Origin of the sequence: Rhodococcus sp. BS-15 (assembly GCF_000813105.1) — a bacterium.
GTDB lineage: Bacteria > Actinomycetota > Actinomycetes > Mycobacteriales > Mycobacteriaceae > Rhodococcoides.
This window is the reverse complement of the sequence record NZ_BAOX01000119.1, coordinates 1-13,425: the sequence shown is the minus strand read 5'-3', so window position 1 is coordinate 13,425 and position 13,425 is coordinate 1. Positions and strand designations below refer to the sequence as shown.

14 protein-coding genes and 1 pseudogene are annotated in these 13,425 nt (G+C 58.6%); 7 read left to right on the top strand and 8 right to left on the bottom strand.

Annotated elements, in window-relative coordinates; genetic code table 11:
• Window positions 1–267: pseudogene (locus RHBS_RS14795) on the bottom strand (hypothetical protein); the annotation flags it as partial.
• 262 nt (window positions 268–529) lie between these two features.
• Here RHBS_RS14795 and RHBS_RS14790 point away from each other — a divergent pair.
• Both RHBS_RS14790 and RHBS_RS14785 read left to right on the top strand, forming a co-directional pair.
• Window positions 530–1,057 carry a hypothetical protein gene (locus RHBS_RS14790; RefSeq protein WP_237669236.1) on the top strand — a complete coding sequence of 176 codons (528 nt, stop codon included), beginning with the start codon at window positions 530–532 and terminating at the stop codon, window positions 1,055–1,057.
• 26 nt (window positions 1,058–1,083) lie between these two features.
• Window positions 1,084–1,608: a hypothetical protein gene (locus RHBS_RS14785; protein WP_128645922.1), complete on the top strand. Its 525-nt coding sequence runs from the start codon at window positions 1,084–1,086 to the stop codon at window positions 1,606–1,608.
• Between the two features lie 13 nt (window positions 1,609–1,621).
• Here RHBS_RS14785 and RHBS_RS14780 read toward each other — a convergent pair whose 3' ends face one another.
• The 4 genes from RHBS_RS14780 to RHBS_RS14770 all read right to left on the bottom strand — a co-directional run bounded on the left by RHBS_RS14780 (window position 1,622) and on the right by RHBS_RS14770 (window position 4,461).
• Complete coding sequence (locus tag RHBS_RS14780; RefSeq protein ID WP_306303537.1) at window positions 1,622–2,818, bottom strand: DUF3089 domain-containing protein; 1,197 nt, start codon at window positions 2,816–2,818, stop codon at window positions 1,622–1,624.
• Window positions 2,819–2,888: 70 nt separating this feature from the next.
• Window positions 2,889–3,101 carry a helix-turn-helix domain-containing protein gene (locus RHBS_RS30635; RefSeq protein WP_237669237.1) on the bottom strand — a complete coding sequence of 71 codons (213 nt, stop codon included), beginning with the start codon at window positions 3,099–3,101 and terminating at the stop codon, window positions 2,889–2,891.
• Window positions 3,011–3,361, bottom strand: a complete 351-nt coding sequence (locus RHBS_RS14775) for a hypothetical protein (protein ID WP_237669238.1) — start codon at window positions 3,359–3,361, stop codon at window positions 3,011–3,013. Before RHBS_RS14775 ends, RHBS_RS30635 begins: the two co-directional genes overlap by 91 nt.
• On the bottom strand, window positions 3,358–4,461 hold the full coding sequence (locus RHBS_RS14770) for a serine hydrolase (protein WP_128645921.1): 1,104 nt from the start codon (window positions 4,459–4,461) through the stop codon (window positions 3,358–3,360). The genes RHBS_RS14775 and RHBS_RS14770 overlap by 4 nt, the downstream gene beginning before the upstream one ends.
• A 148-nt stretch (window positions 4,462–4,609) precedes the next feature.
• Here RHBS_RS14770 and RHBS_RS14765 point away from each other — a divergent pair, with 148 nt between their 5' ends.
• Together RHBS_RS14765 and RHBS_RS32285 are read left to right on the top strand one after the other, a co-directional pair.
• Window positions 4,610–5,221, top strand: coding sequence for a TetR family transcriptional regulator C-terminal domain-containing protein (locus RHBS_RS14765; RefSeq protein WP_306303536.1), 612 nt, complete (start codon window positions 4,610–4,612; stop codon window positions 5,219–5,221).
• A gap of 190 nt (window positions 5,222–5,411) precedes the next feature.
• Window positions 5,412–5,684, top strand: a complete 273-nt coding sequence (locus RHBS_RS32285; RefSeq protein WP_374700605.1) for a GNAT family N-acetyltransferase — start codon at window positions 5,412–5,414, stop codon at window positions 5,682–5,684.
• A 56-nt stretch (window positions 5,685–5,740) separates the two neighbouring features.
• Here RHBS_RS32285 and RHBS_RS14755 read toward each other — a convergent pair whose 3' ends face one another.
• From RHBS_RS14755 to RHBS_RS14745, 3 genes are all read right to left on the bottom strand, one after another.
• A complete protein-coding gene (locus RHBS_RS14755; protein ID WP_374700604.1) occupies window positions 5,741–6,025 on the bottom strand; it encodes a hypothetical protein in 285 nt (94 codons plus the stop codon).
• 121 nt (window positions 6,026–6,146) lie between these two features.
• The gene (locus RHBS_RS14750) at window positions 6,147–6,629 is read right to left on the bottom strand and encodes a hypothetical protein (protein WP_128645919.1); all 483 of its coding nucleotides are present in this window, start codon (window positions 6,627–6,629) and stop codon (window positions 6,147–6,149) included.
• Window positions 6,630–7,065: 436 nt separating this feature from the next.
• A complete protein-coding gene (locus tag RHBS_RS14745; protein ID WP_128645918.1) occupies window positions 7,066–7,839 on the bottom strand; it encodes a hypothetical protein in 774 nt (257 codons plus the stop codon).
• A gap of 618 nt (window positions 7,840–8,457) precedes the next feature.
• Between RHBS_RS14745 and RHBS_RS14740 the strand changes: the two genes are divergently transcribed.
• The 3 genes from RHBS_RS14740 to RHBS_RS14730 are packed head-to-tail and all read left to right on the top strand — an operon-like array spanning window position 8,458 to window position 13,414.
• Window positions 8,458–10,770: an AAA domain-containing protein gene (locus tag RHBS_RS14740; RefSeq protein WP_128645917.1), complete on the top strand. Its 2,313-nt coding sequence runs from the start codon at window positions 8,458–8,460 to the stop codon at window positions 10,768–10,770.
• Between the two features lie 11 nt (window positions 10,771–10,781).
• Window positions 10,782–11,969 (top strand): DEAD/DEAH box helicase, encoded by a 1,188-nt coding sequence (locus RHBS_RS14735; protein WP_128645916.1) that lies wholly within the window; start codon window positions 10,782–10,784, stop codon window positions 11,967–11,969.
• On the top strand, window positions 11,966–13,414 hold the full coding sequence (locus tag RHBS_RS14730) for a phospholipase D-like domain-containing protein (protein WP_094643717.1): 1,449 nt from the start codon (window positions 11,966–11,968) through the stop codon (window positions 13,412–13,414). Before RHBS_RS14735 ends, RHBS_RS14730 begins: the two co-directional genes overlap by 4 nt.
• Window positions 13,415–13,425 lie beyond the last annotated feature (11 nt).

The following is a 13,425-nucleotide window of genomic DNA, read 5'->3' as shown; positions in this document are numbered from 1 at the left end:
GTTGGGGGCGGGTGGCACGGCAGCAGGTCCCGCGTCGGCGGGTTGCTCGGGTGCCGGAGTCACGACCTCGGGAGCCTCGACGGCCGGTCCGTCCGTCCCGGTGCCGCCGCCGGCATCAGGAGAACCACCGACTGACGGAGCGGGAGCGGCGCTGGTGACGGGCGCTGCATCGGTGCTGGTCGGTGCCTCGGACCCGCAGGCCGTAAGGGTCAGCGTGGTAGCGGCGACCAGGGCACACATGGCCACGATGTTGCGGACTTGCCTCATTCGTTCGTCCTCACCGGTGGCTGCAGAGTGCATCACCTCTGAACTATGAATCGAACGGGCCAGATGGTCTGTTAACGTCGTTCGTGTCACGACCCCGTCACGAATCGGTATACGGGTGGACTATCGGACATTTCGCCTGCGAGTGTGGACGGAGATAACACTCAACCGCCAGTTGATGTTTCAGGTTCAACCTGAGACGCCTGGCGCAGGATGTATCTCGATCTGGAATCACGTTGTGCGGCTTCGACGAAAGGCACGCAGTATGCGAAAGTCATTGCGGCGAGCGGCAGTAGCAACGGCACTGACTGTGCCTCTGCTGTTCGAGATCGCAGCCGGCACGGCAGCGGCTGCCCCGCAGGTGATGAACTTGCAGGTACCCGTCGTGACCGGATTCCAGATTGCCCCCGGAGCTGTCCCCGGTGGCCTGTTCCAGACCATTCCGATGAAGGCCATTGTGGGCGACGAGCCAGGTATCGCCCGCTTCTCGGCCGCGAACATTGCCCCGTTCGCCGATCAGTATCCCTACCGGTACCTGAACCTGAACTGGCGAAACCTCGCGACAGGTGCGACGGGTGCCGCCGATCTACGGCATTGGCAGGATGATCCGACCCCATCGCCGAGTGGACCGTACGGCCGAGAAGATCTGCCCCTCGAGGTGGCCGCGAATACCGGACCGGGTCCTGTGGTGGTGACGGTGACGCACACCAAGGACTACTCGAACGGCGGTCAGTGGGGCTCTCCGTACCTCGACACTCTTCTCCCAGGTGCCGGCGTGGTGCTGGTCCCCTGAATTCGATCGCTGATGAAAGGCAAACGATGCGAACATCTTTACGACGCGGAGTAATTGCGCTGGTGCTCTCCGTACCATTGGTTCTGGGTGCAGGAGTGGGTGCGGCGACGGCGGCACCGACGATGTCCGAGCTTCTGGTCCCTGTCGTCACCGGGCCGGAGTTCGGTCCGGCTGGGGTTCCAGGCGGACTCGTTCAGACAATTCCGATCCAAGCGACGGTAGGTGAGAAGCCAGGTGAGGTGCGCTTCAAGGCTGCGGAGATCAGGCCGTACTACTACCAGTTCAATTACCGCTTCCTGACGGTGAACTGGCGCAATCTCGCCACGGGTGCCGTCGGAGCGGTCGATCTACGGCACTGGGAAGCCCTCGAGAATCCATCACTCCCGATCAACGCTGAGCCGAGATATCCGGTCAACTTGCCTCTCGAAGTAACTGCGCAGACCGGGGCGGGCCCGGTGGTCGTGACCGTCACCCACAATCGTGAGCAGTGGCAAGCCCCACCCGCATCGAATGCCCTCATCCCCGGCTTGGGTGTGTTGCTCGTTCCGTGACACGTCTGGACGGTCAGCGGGCCGTTTGCCACGCTGTCGTCTGCTGATCGGCGATGCTGACCAGACGATCGAGGCCCACGTTCATGTCGACCAGATGTGAATCGAGAAGCGGCACTTCGTTGAGCGGCTGAGGCTCCACGAACGTGAGGTGATATTGGTTGTAACCGCCGGCTTCGATGCAGGATCCGACCACTCGGCCGCGGCTGGTGGTCCACGTCGAGTTCGAGGTCGGTACGGTCTCGGGGGCCGTGGAGTACTGCAACAGAATCGAAATGATTCCGAACGCGAACGGTGCGCTCGGTACCGTGATTCCGACGGGCCGATCGTCTCCGCTGAGTGCCACCGGATCGGTGCAGGCCACCTGATACTGCGGGCCACTCGGCAGGTCCCATCGCTGAGACCACAGATCCAGCGACGAATTGCCGAACGTCGACAGCGGCGGCAGTAGCGTGTTGGTGGAATATGCTACGACGCAACCGAACTGGCCCTGTTCGGTGCACAAAGGGATGTTCGTGAAGTCGCCACCGGTGGTGCTGCCGCGGGCCGTCTCGACATTCCCGCCCATCAGAAATGCGCCGACGAGTTGCTGTCGTAGGGCTGCATCTTGATCGAAGGTGTCGCGCATCAACTTGCGGAGCATGAACGTGCCTTGTGAATGGCCGATGAGGATGACGCCTCGGCCGTTGTTCTCGGTTGCCATGTAGTTGTCCCAGGCGGCGCGCACATCGGAGTACGCCAGATCTATCGACGGTCCGGCCGCACCCACCAGTGCCAGAGGCAGCCCGACCAACGGGGTCTGGCGGTAGACCGGCGCGAATACTCGGCATTGGGTGTTGAACCGGGCAGCCTGGAAACTGGCGATAGAAGCCACCTCGGGCGTCGCGTAGCCGGGGGCATTGAGTGCGACGTCGTTGGTGACGGTGGGGTAGAGATAGAAGCAATCGACGGGCTTGTCGGACTCCGGCACGGCCGCGGGGCCAGGAGTCACTGTGCCGGTGCCGAGGTCGGTGGTGTCGCCGCCCAGGTCGCAGGGGTCGTTTGTCAGTTCGGGGCTACACAGCCACGTCGTGGCCGGTGCGGGTTGCGCCGCAGCGGTGCCGGTGCCGACGAGACCGCCCGCCATCAGAAACAGCCCTAGTATCGCTGCCGTTGCGCGTCGTCCCACTGCCGCTTCTCCCTGTGCTCTGCTGGTGACGGGTGTCACTGCCACGAAAGTTAGCACGGCTGGCATTCCGATCGATTGCGAGAGACTGTGGTGTCGCCTCACCTGGCCGTAACGGTCAGGTACCCAGGTCTCCCGCGATGTCGGCGGCGGTGAGCATCGAAACCAAAAGCGGCACAACTCGTTTGGGTGCTAACCGGTATTCCCCGCGGCTCTGCTGCTCCACGATGTTCGCCGAGCTCAGCGTCTTGAGGTGGTGGTAGATCTGGCCCGAGGAGCCGACTCCCACTGCGGCATGTAGATCCGCGGCGTTCGCTGGACCGCGCAGCAACGTTCGGACGATCTGCAACCGGACCGGATGGCCCAATGCAGCAAGCACTTCCGATATCGAGGCAATGGGCAGATCGATGATGCGTCGGCGGAGTAGCTGATGTCCCAACGGACCGTGCCGTGCAGATGCACGTCGCCCTGATAGGCGACGATGCCGCCCGTCGACGGGGCGGCATCGACCTGCTCGGGAGCCTCGCGTCGTTCCAGCTCGGCGACGCGAGCTTCCAGCTCTGCCAGTCTCGACTCGAACTTTGAACTCACACCGCGCAGGCTATCCGGTCAAGTACGTCCGACGAGAGCATGGCCTCGAGGATGAGTTGCTGCTGCACGCCTGCGTCCGCATACGCTTGCTCGAATCTGTCTGCAGAAAGACCATCGATCAGCCACACTGCGGTCGCAACCGTTCCATCGGTGCGCCGTAGCTCGAATCCCTGGGTGAGCACCCCCGCGAGGCTGCCGCCTTTGAACCCCACACCGAGAACGCCGTCACCTGCGGGCTGCCATTCCAGTTGGCGCAGAATGGTATCCGACGCGGTGCCGAAGGTTCCATCCGTGAAGGCGCGATACATTCCGTTGAGTTGTTGGGCCGAACCGCCGCGAAAGCTGCTCTCAACTCGGGTGGCCTGGTCTTCGTAGGTCGGTTGTTGCGCGGCTGCGTCGACCTGGGCTCGGAACTGCGGATCGAACGCCCACTTCTGCGCGGTCTCCCAGCGGTCATCGTCGGCGAGGGCGGGGTCGAATACTGACAGCATGTCGGCGACCAGGCTCGGCACCTCGAAGTTCTCCCACCCGCCAGTCGCTGCCGCGTCGGTGATCGCTTGATCGCCGAGTCGGTATCGGAGGAAGTCGGGGACGGAGTTGTCGCTTTCCTGGATCATGGCCGTAACGATGTCGTCGATGCGGACCGTGGCATTGGGGTCGGTTGCGTTGGTGCCGGTGTTCGCGATTCCCAAGCGATTCAGGGCGTCCGGATGCGCGCCACCATCGGTGTTGGGTACGTACCAGCGCTCCCAATTAGAGAGTGACACTTGCTCGTCCGGGTCGATGCTGCCGTTCGCGACGGCTTGGGCGTAGGCGGCGAGATGCACCACTTTGATCGCGGATGCGAGTACCTGCTCCTGATCGGCTCGGTGTTCGACGGTGCGGCCGCGTCCGTCGTCGATCACGAGGCCGACGGTGTCTGGTGCCTGATCGATCAGTCCGATCCACCCGTCTTCGGTGGCGAGGTCGGTCGAGGTGACGGGTGCGCAGTTCTCCGGTGTCGGAGTGGCGGCCTCGGCGGTGTCCGAGTCGGTGGAGGCACATCCGCTCATCAACAGGACCGTCGCGCAGGCTGCCGAAACCAGGGTGAGGCGTCGCATCTCGAGCTCCTTGGTTGTTATTTCGTAATTACGGAATAACAGTAAAACGGATTTCTCGTCTCGGCAACCCCCTGCTGCGGCGTCCGGAAAATGGCTCGCCGTAACACCTGTTACGCTCATCCGTAACAGGTGTTACGGCGAAGGGGAGGTGGAAACGAGTGACTCTCGAATCGGACGACCCGCGGCACCGCATTTCGCAGGCCGTGTGGGACACGATCGCGGAGTTGGGAATCGAGCGACGACGGTGCGCGCGGTCGCGACTCGGGCGGGCTGCACCACCGGTCTGATCATGCACCGCTTCGGCTCCCGGTCTGCGATGTTGGTGCACGCGCGACAGACGTTGTTCGAGCGCACGGCAGCACGGGCTGACGAGGCCGGTGCCGGTGGCACGAAGTCCGCGGCGGAGCGGCTGTATTCCGTTGTCTGCTCAGTGCTTCCGCTCGACGACGAGCGCATTGTCGAAGCTCGAATCTTCACGGGCTTCGCGGCGGCGGCGATCGCCGACGCCGAGCTGCGGAACCCGCACGTGACCCACACGCGTCAGTGGCTCACTCGCATAGCCGGTCTCGTTGCCGACCTCGGCTCTCACATCACCGATGCCGAGGCCGCGGAGTACGCCTTGCAGATTGCTACCTCGGTGGAGGGCATCGTGGTCCTGGCGGTACTCGATCCCCAGACGTATCCGCCGGCGACGCAGAAACGACTGGCACAGCGCACGATCGCAAACGTGGTCGACCGCAGTGCCGACACCGACCGGTGACCTTGTCCCTACCTTCGACAGAACGGACCCCCATGCCTACGCTTCATCACGCCCCGCTGGCACGCGTTGACCAGAACACCCTGTACCGCATCATGGCGCTTCGGGTCGCGGTATTCGTGCACGAGCAGGCATCGTCGACGACATCGAACTCGATGGTGCGGACCTGCTTCCGACGACGGAGTTGTTCTGGATGCAGGACGACGACGGTGAGGTGCTGGCGACCATTCGAGTCCTCGTCGACGACACCGTTCACATCGGCCGAGTCGCGACCGCCGCAGTTGCACGGGATAAGGGCTACGCCGGAGAACTCGTGAAAGCGGCGCAGGCGGCATATCCCGGAGTCGTCGAACTCTCCGCCCAGGCGCACCTCGAACAGTGGTACGGCCGGTTCGGATTCGTTCGTGTGGGGGAGAACTATCTGGACGCTGGAATTCCGCACGTGCGGATGGTGACGAGCGGATGACGAACCCTGTTTTGTTCTGACCAATGCCGTTGAGCTGCAGTGCTATTTTGAGCGTTTCAGAACAATGTGGGTGCGGTGTAGCGGCCGTGTCGCGCTTCGTTCAGTCGGGCGCTCCAGCGCTGTACGAGCCACATTTCGACGAGCTCGGGGCTGGTGCCGATGTCGGTGGCCCATGCGGTGATGAGTTCGACGTAGCGGTCGTAGCGACGGCGGGTGAATCCGGTGACGGATGGGTCTTCGAGCCATCCTTCGTGGATCAGGGTCGAGACTCCGTATTGGTCGATCAGCTGCGCCGGCCCGCCGTAGACCGACGCTTTCACGGCCCACAGGAACGTGGCCATGAGGACGTTCCGATGCCTGGCGCATCGGGCCAGGTGGAGTTCGGGTGGTCGGGCACTACGCGGTTGCGGACGCAGTTGACAGCATCGTTCTTAAGCAGTCGTAGCGAACAGTCTCGAACGCTTAGGTGCCAATGTCGATGATGTTTGCCTTCAGTACCAGTGCGGTCTCGGTTGTCCCCAATGTGGTTGTATAACTTCGGCTTCCAGTAATCTCCGCATACAGTGTGACGATGTCTCCATCGATGACTTCTCGCCCAGAGGCTGGATCGAAATTCACAATTGTATTGAGGTCGAAGTCATACCACTGGCCACCTTCTACAGCCGAGGTGTCCGCTCGGAACATCGAGTTTCCCGTCGCAGAGTCGAATTGTGTGACATATCCGTACACGACAACTCGCCTACCTTTCTCCGCATCGGGATTGCGCGCCAGCACGCCGTACTCGCGTTCTCCGATGGCGGGGTAACTCTGCCGATCCAATCTGGTTGCTTGTGCGTCGGCGGCGGCCTGCTGGGACTCCATCGCTACGCGGTTGGCCTCGATCGCTTCGACACTGGGGTTGGTGGTGGGCGCATTGGTTTGTGCCGTCTTGGGCGCGGTTGTCACTTGCCGGGTGGCGCTTGGATCTGGGTTCCCGGTCGGCGATGGTGGCAGCGTCCGCGTAGTGGTCTGAGCACCGCGTGCTGAGGTGTCATCCGCGCCTGTGCCTCCGATAGCGACTCCCAGTAGAAGTACTCCAACCAATGCCCCACCCGCGATTACCGACTGCGGCCACGTCAACGGCCACCTAAATGGCGTCGACTTCTTTTTCTCGTCAGCTATCAATCGCCAAGTCTTGCCGTCCCAGTAGCAGTCTTCACGTTCATATCGACCGGTTTCTGGGTTTAGCGAACCCGATCCTGGAGGCGGTTCCATCTCATCGTTCCCATTTCTGCCGAGGCTTTTTGGCAGGCTACTCGTCCCGGGGCTCGTGCGTGCCGAATCCTTGAGGGGTCTGCTCATCGGAATTACTGGGCCTGCTGAGACTTCCGTTGTGGTGGTTTCAGAACAACGTGGGTGTGGTGTAGCGGCCGTGTCGTGCTTCGTTGAGTCGGGCGCTCCAGCGCTGTACGAGCCACATTTCGACGAGTTCGGGGCTGGTGCCGATGTCGGTGGCCCATGCGGTGACGAGTTCGACGTAGCGGTCGTAGCGACGACGAGTGAATCCGGTGACGGACGGGTCTTCGAGCCACCCTTCGTGGATGAGGGTCGAGACTCCGTATTGGTCGATCAGCTGTGCTGGGCCGCCGTAGACCGACGCCTTCACCGCCCACAGGAACGTGGCCATCAAGGACATCCCGACGCCCGGTGCGTCGGGCCAGCCGGACCAGTTCGAGTTCGGATGCTCGGGCACTACGCGGTTGCGGACGCAGCTGTCGAGCACAGCCAGAGTCTTGGCGACGGGGTTCTCGTCGGGACGGCTGAGGTGCGGGTTCATGACGTCCGGGAATCGTCTCATTGCTCTGCGGTGCCGATGACTGCCCTGCCACGCTGCGCAGAGAAACAACAGGGCGAGCGAATCATGTTCACCTGCAGCCAGATCGGTGCCGATCTGTAGATCGTTGCGCTGCACGGTGGCACCGCCGTATTCGACGATTTCGCCGTCGAGGTTGCGGCCGCGCAGTCGTAGATCATGACCGGCTCGGTCGAGGTGGCCGTTCCACCAATCCAGGTCCACCTCCACACCGTCGTCGAGGACATGCAGGTCGTAGCTGCGGTGCTGACACCACTGCACACAGGCCGTGGGAGGCGGGAACCCCTCGTCGAGTCGTGACATACCGCCATCGAAGCATCGGGTACCGACAGTTCGACGCTGCCGTCACTCGGGCACGGTCACTCGGTGCGGGTCCCGGATGGTTTGTCGTGGTGATCAGTTTCCTGATGTGCGATTATTGCCAGCAGCGCCAATTCGTCGGCATAAGGGGTGCCGACAGCCGCGGTCTACAAGGTCAGGTTCTGGTCGAGTTCGATGAGCTTCAGCGAATCGCAGTCCACCGTGATCTCTCCAACGGGGTGTGCCGATAGGTCTTCTGTCGGGGGGACTGCGGACTTGTCTCGTTCTACGTCCGAGCGGAGTCGTCGACGCACTCGACCAGCTCGCTACGACGATTCCCACGGTCGGGGAGCCGACACCGTATGCATGGACCTCGTCGGCTCCGACAGTATCGGCGGTTCTAAACAACGGTGGCGTTAACCAGCGGCAGATAGCCGTCGCGAGATCAAGGACCAGCCGTCGTGATCCCCAATCTGCACGAGCCTTTGAACCATCGCGGTCCGAACTGGAAACGCGACGGCACTCTGAAACGCGGGCTGAAATGAACCTTTCCTTGAGCATGTTAGCTAGCATGACCACGACGCATTCTAGCGTGTAACCCGACTATGAGAGGCTGTTGCAATGGCGACGTTGCTGGACGGCAGGTACGCGCTCGGTGAGAAGCCTGTCGCTAGCGGTGGCCATGCCCTCTTGTATCGAGGTTCAGACATGGACCGAGACAATGACATAGTTGCGGTTAAAATATTTCGGGGCGGTCATCTGCATGATGACAGAATCCTCACGGCCGCCTGGACTGCCGAACTCACCGCCTACCAGCAGATTCGCGAGGACGAAAATCTTGCCAAACTCTTAGATTTCGGTCGCGATGACGAAGGCGCACCGTATCTAGTCTTCGAATGGATGCCATCTGATCTCGCGAAGTATTTGCCGACTCTTGAACTAACCGGATGGGACGATTTCTGGCCAATCGCGAGGGGAATCCTTCGAGGACTCGCAGTGCTACATTCGGGTGGGTTCGTCCACCGCGATATCAAACCAGGTAACGTCTTAATTGACAGCGAGGGCCGAATAAAAGTTGCTGATTTCGGAACGGCGCGACTTGTGCAAACGCTTAATCTTGGGTTAACGATGGCACCGTTCGGCACCGAGCCGTATGCGCCTCCCGAGAGAATGACATCATCGCCCACTTTTGCATACGATGTATTTTCTTTTGCAGTCCTAGCGATCGAGTCTTTGTCGGCTTCGTCTCCGAATTCGACGGCCGAGTTCCTTTTGGCTTTGCAAGAGCTAAACATCCCGGAACCTGTTCGAGAAAGATTGCACGACTGCCTCAACGTAGAACCGGAAAGCAGGCCCGAAAGCGCAACCACCTTTTTGGCTTCTTTAGAGGCAATTCAAGATGCGCGCAACGTCGTGGGTAGATCTACGAAATCTGTACATCTCGTTGTGAGTCCCAAGATTTTGGCTGATGTATCAGAAACCGTCGGCATCGAGCCAAACGATGCGCGCAGGTTTCTTCTGGACGACCTTCAGAACGTCGGTGCTATGGCTTTTGATAACCCATCTGTCAAGAACGGTGCTGAGCTGACACCAGACTTGATGATATGCGGGGAGACATTAATGGTGCGAGTCCAGGTCGACCGGATTGCTCCATCGATGCTGCGTGTCCACCGCGTTGTCAGATCTATAACGGAGGAGAAGCGTGACGGATGGTACCGGCCGTCTGTCAAGTTCCGAGGCACCACTCCCACAGATCCTGCCGCAGTGGAGTCTGATTTGAGCGTCCTTCTAGAGGACACACAGGAATATGACCGTGATCGAGCGCGCAGGCGTCCCTCGGTAGACGAGTTCCGCACTTGGCGCGATGTCTTGGCCGCAAAATTTTCTGTAGAAGATCGACGCGGTTCCAAGATTAGGTATATCTCGTTCCGGGTGAGCGGCAATCGCGTATATTTCAAGTGCCCGGAAATAAATGATATTAAGGTAGGCGAAGCCAGGCTAGTCAGTTCCGGACGCAGACGAGTCTTTTTTGGAGAGGTTGAGGGAATCGAAAATTCAGAATTGGTTCTCTATTTGACAAAGGGAAAATTTTCGGACCTTCCTGCAAAAGGTATCATCGAACTGGATACAGAAGGAAACAAGTCGAAACTACGGCGTGAAAAGTCTGCATTAGATAGAATCTCGGACCAGAAGTCGGCGAGATCTGATTTGCGAGAGCTTCTGCTGGAGCCAGAGATAAGTGCGCCACCTGTGGCGCAGACCCATATTGTGCCAGTGCAGGACGGACTCGATTCGGCGAAACTTCGAGCTGTCGAGAATGCGCTCGGCAACAACGACTTCTTGCTTGTTCAGGGGCCACCTGGAACAGGAAAGACTACGTTCATCGCGGAAGTTGTTGCTCAGACTTTAATCGCCAAGGCCGACAGCCGAATCCTGCTCGCATCGCAGACGCACATTGCTTTAGACAATGCACTGGAGCGTATTGCTGCGATTTGCCCTGAAGCAACCCTTCTCCGCTTGGGAAAGAGTGAGCGGGTCATGGCGGAGGTGGAACCCTATACGGTCGATGCTGCGGTGGAAATTTGGAGGACCCGGGTAGAAGCAGCGGGACGGAGCTATCTCCAGCAATTGGCTGAGTCTCTAGGCATCAACACGAATGGTCAAAAGATTCGTGATTTGGCCGCAGAGTTGACGGGCAAAATTTCACGAGAAAAGCAACATGCGACATCGGTCGAAAGCCAAAACATAGAACGAAATTCAATTCTTGAGCAGATGGATCAACTTTCTGCCCTTGCTCCTGCACTCATCGAGGCGGCGCTCAAGCTAGAGTCTGCTTCACACATCCAAGAGCTGCCGGCGCTGAACGATGCCGTTGATCAATTTGTAAGAGCAGGGTCTGAAGTAGCCGCGATCTTCGAGCAACGCCAAGCCTAAGCACGGAACTGGTGTTGATCGAGCAACGCCTTAGTGGACTGCGGAGAGAACTGGAAGCGCTTCAGACTGCTAAACAGAACCTACGGCGTTCTTTGATCGCTATGCTTGAGCTTTCCTCAGATATAAAAAGTGAGGACCTATTAAAAATTGCCGCTGTTCGGGCACCAATTCACGATCCCAGATTAGATCGCCTCCGCGTAATACAGGAGGATTGGAGAGCTCGATTTGGAACCGGCTATGAATTTGTAGGGATTGTGGTTGCAGGGTCTAACGTTGTAGCTGCAACCTGCGTGGGATTAGCGGGAGTCCAGGGGGCCGAAAACATCGACTTTGACATGTGTATCATCGACGAGGCATCGAAAGCTACCGCTACGGAGTCACTTGTTCCACTCGCAGCGAGTAAGCGGTGGATTCTAGTCGGCGACGACAGGCAGCTTCCGCCATTCGTCGAAGACGCGCTTAATGATCCCTCGATATTGGACCAGCACAATCTGAGTCGGGACGCTGTTCGGGAGACGTTGTTTAACGTCCTACTGGAGCGGTTGCCACTTGCCTCAAAGGTGGCATTGACACACCAGCATCGCATGCATCCGACTATTGGAAGACTCATTAGCAAGTGTTTCTATGCGGGTAGCTTAACCAGTGAACCCCGAGAGGCATCGAAGATTGTGGGCCTCGGAGTGAGTCATCCAGTCACGTGGTTCGATACGTCTAATCGTCCGGGTAGATTTGAAGCTGCGGACGGAAATAGTTATTTGAACCGGGACGAAGTGAGGGTCGTGGTCTCGATCTTGCAACGTATGCAATGGGTCGCTGAGCGGCAAAAAATCAATGTCTCAGTGGCAGTCCTGACTGGCTATGAACCGCAACGACGAATTCTGACGGAATCAATTTCAGCTGAACTCACAGCATTGTCGCGGCTTACTGTTCAGGTGGCGAACATTGACGCTTATCAAGGGCAGGAGGCAGACGTGGCCATTTTCAGTGTTACTAGGTCCAACAAAAAACATGCCATGGGGTTTCTTTCTGTAGAAAATCGTGTAAACGTGGCATTATCCCGTGCGCGCGATGCACTGGTGATAGTGGGTGATGCTGAACATATAAAGGCGTCGTCAGGCACGCAGAGCGCCCTTGGAAAAGTTCTCGAACATATAGCGTCGGATTCTGACAGTGCAGTCGAGGATGCGAGCTCGATATGACGGATCCGTCGATTGACCAGATTGTGCGTCGCTTGGGCAGGCAACCAGGGTTACGGCTTCTGTCTTACCGTGAGATCGGTCTGCCGTTCTGGGAGTTACCGATAAAGTGTCGTATGCTGCAACGATCTGAACTGCCGACAACGACGGAATTTATTCTGAGATGTATTGAGGCCGACGTGTCGAGGGCTGTTGATATATCAAACTTCCTAGGCCTTCCGGCGCGGGTGATTGATCCTGTAATGGTGGATGCTCTTAGAACTGGCTCGATAACACCGACCTTCGGCGACAGTAAGGAAGTAAGGTATCGGATTACAGAGCGCGGACAGCGGGTGCTGAGCGAGCAATCCGAGGTACGACGAACCGAGCCCACGCTTCACCTTGCTTACGACGGTCTGCTGCGTCGGTTTGACCTAGTCGATAGAACCGATCGCTGGCGTCCGCGTGATCTTCGGGACAACGAAATCGTAGAGGTCCGGCCTGCGCCGATTGATCCTCCCGAGATAGGACCGGACGACACTGCAGAGGTGAGACCAATCTTAAAACGGGTAAGCGCGGTGTCAAATTTCGACTTGATTACCGTTCTGGAAATCGACGGAAAACGAAGTAGATTTTTCAAGAAGGCGCTTGCTTTAGTGTTCGAGTCAACGGACTCGGTATCCGAACTTTCTGTTCAGATTGCGGTAGATGGTCGTTTGGTGGCCGAATATACAAACGCGTTCGCAAGCGCAAATGGAAAGAATCGTGTTGGAATTTTTGACGGGTTGACAAGTGACCGAGAGTACGTCCAGAAGTTGCTTGGGAAGGATGTTTCTAACCAAATTGCGCCAGACGAAAGTGTATCAGCGTTAAAGCGTGCCACTGAGAGTCTTCAGCAGCAACTTGATTCCCTTTCGAAGGCAACGTCGTCAGAATTGGATGCGGAACGAGCCGAGAATGTGCGTCTGGAGCTAGATCAGGCCGAAGCGGCGCTAGCGTCGATGCCGGTGAGGATTCTGGAGGTGCACGAGCATGCGTCATTCCTGCGTGAGGGGATTGAGTGTGCGGAGACTAGGTTGTTGATAGTTTCTCCATGGATCAGGTCGACTGTCGTAACCGAAGAGTTCGTCGATCGACTGCGAGCATTGCTTACGTCGGGTGTGGAGGTCATTATCGGTTACGGAATAGATGATGGAAAGCGCATGACAGCTGGGGACAAGGCGGCGGAGAAAGCTCTTGCTGGACTCGCAAAAGCCTTCCCAAACTTTGGTTTCTCGCGTTTAGGTAATACCCACGCGAAGGTGCTGCTTGTCGACTCGCAATTCGTAGTTGTCACAAGTTTTAATTGGCTATCTTTCTCCGGCGATCCTGCACGCCCTTTTCGGGATGAGCGGGGAACATTTGTCTCGATACCCTCGGAAATAGATCGAATCTACGCGGACTATCGAACTCAGATAGTAGGATCATGAGCGAAGGGGGG

Excerpts from the sequence above, each read along its gene's own strand:
- RHBS_RS14755 (WP_374700604.1), bottom strand. The coding sequence starts at position 6,025 with ATGGCCACGTTCCTGTGGGCCGTGAAAGCGTCGGTCTACGGCGGGCCG.
- RHBS_RS32285 (WP_374700605.1), top strand. The coding sequence starts at position 5,412 with ATGCAGGACGACGACGGTGAGGTGCTGGCGACCATTCGAGTCCTCGTC.
- RHBS_RS14785 (WP_128645922.1), top strand. The coding sequence starts at position 1,084 with ATGCGAACATCTTTACGACGCGGAGTAATTGCGCTGGTGCTCTCCGTA.
- RHBS_RS14745 (WP_128645918.1), bottom strand. The coding sequence starts at position 7,839 with ATGTCACGACTCGACGAGGGGTTCCCGCCTCCCACGGCCTGTGTGCAG.
- RHBS_RS14790 (WP_237669236.1), top strand. The coding sequence starts at position 530 with ATGCGAAAGTCATTGCGGCGAGCGGCAGTAGCAACGGCACTGACTGTG.
- RHBS_RS14770 (WP_128645921.1), bottom strand. The coding sequence starts at position 4,461 with ATGCGACGCCTCACCCTGGTTTCGGCAGCCTGCGCGACGGTCCTGTTG.
- RHBS_RS14740 (WP_128645917.1), top strand. The coding sequence starts at position 8,458 with ATGGCGACGTTGCTGGACGGCAGGTACGCGCTCGGTGAGAAGCCTGTC.
- RHBS_RS14730 (WP_094643717.1), top strand. The coding sequence starts at position 11,966 with ATGACGGATCCGTCGATTGACCAGATTGTGCGTCGCTTGGGCAGGCAA.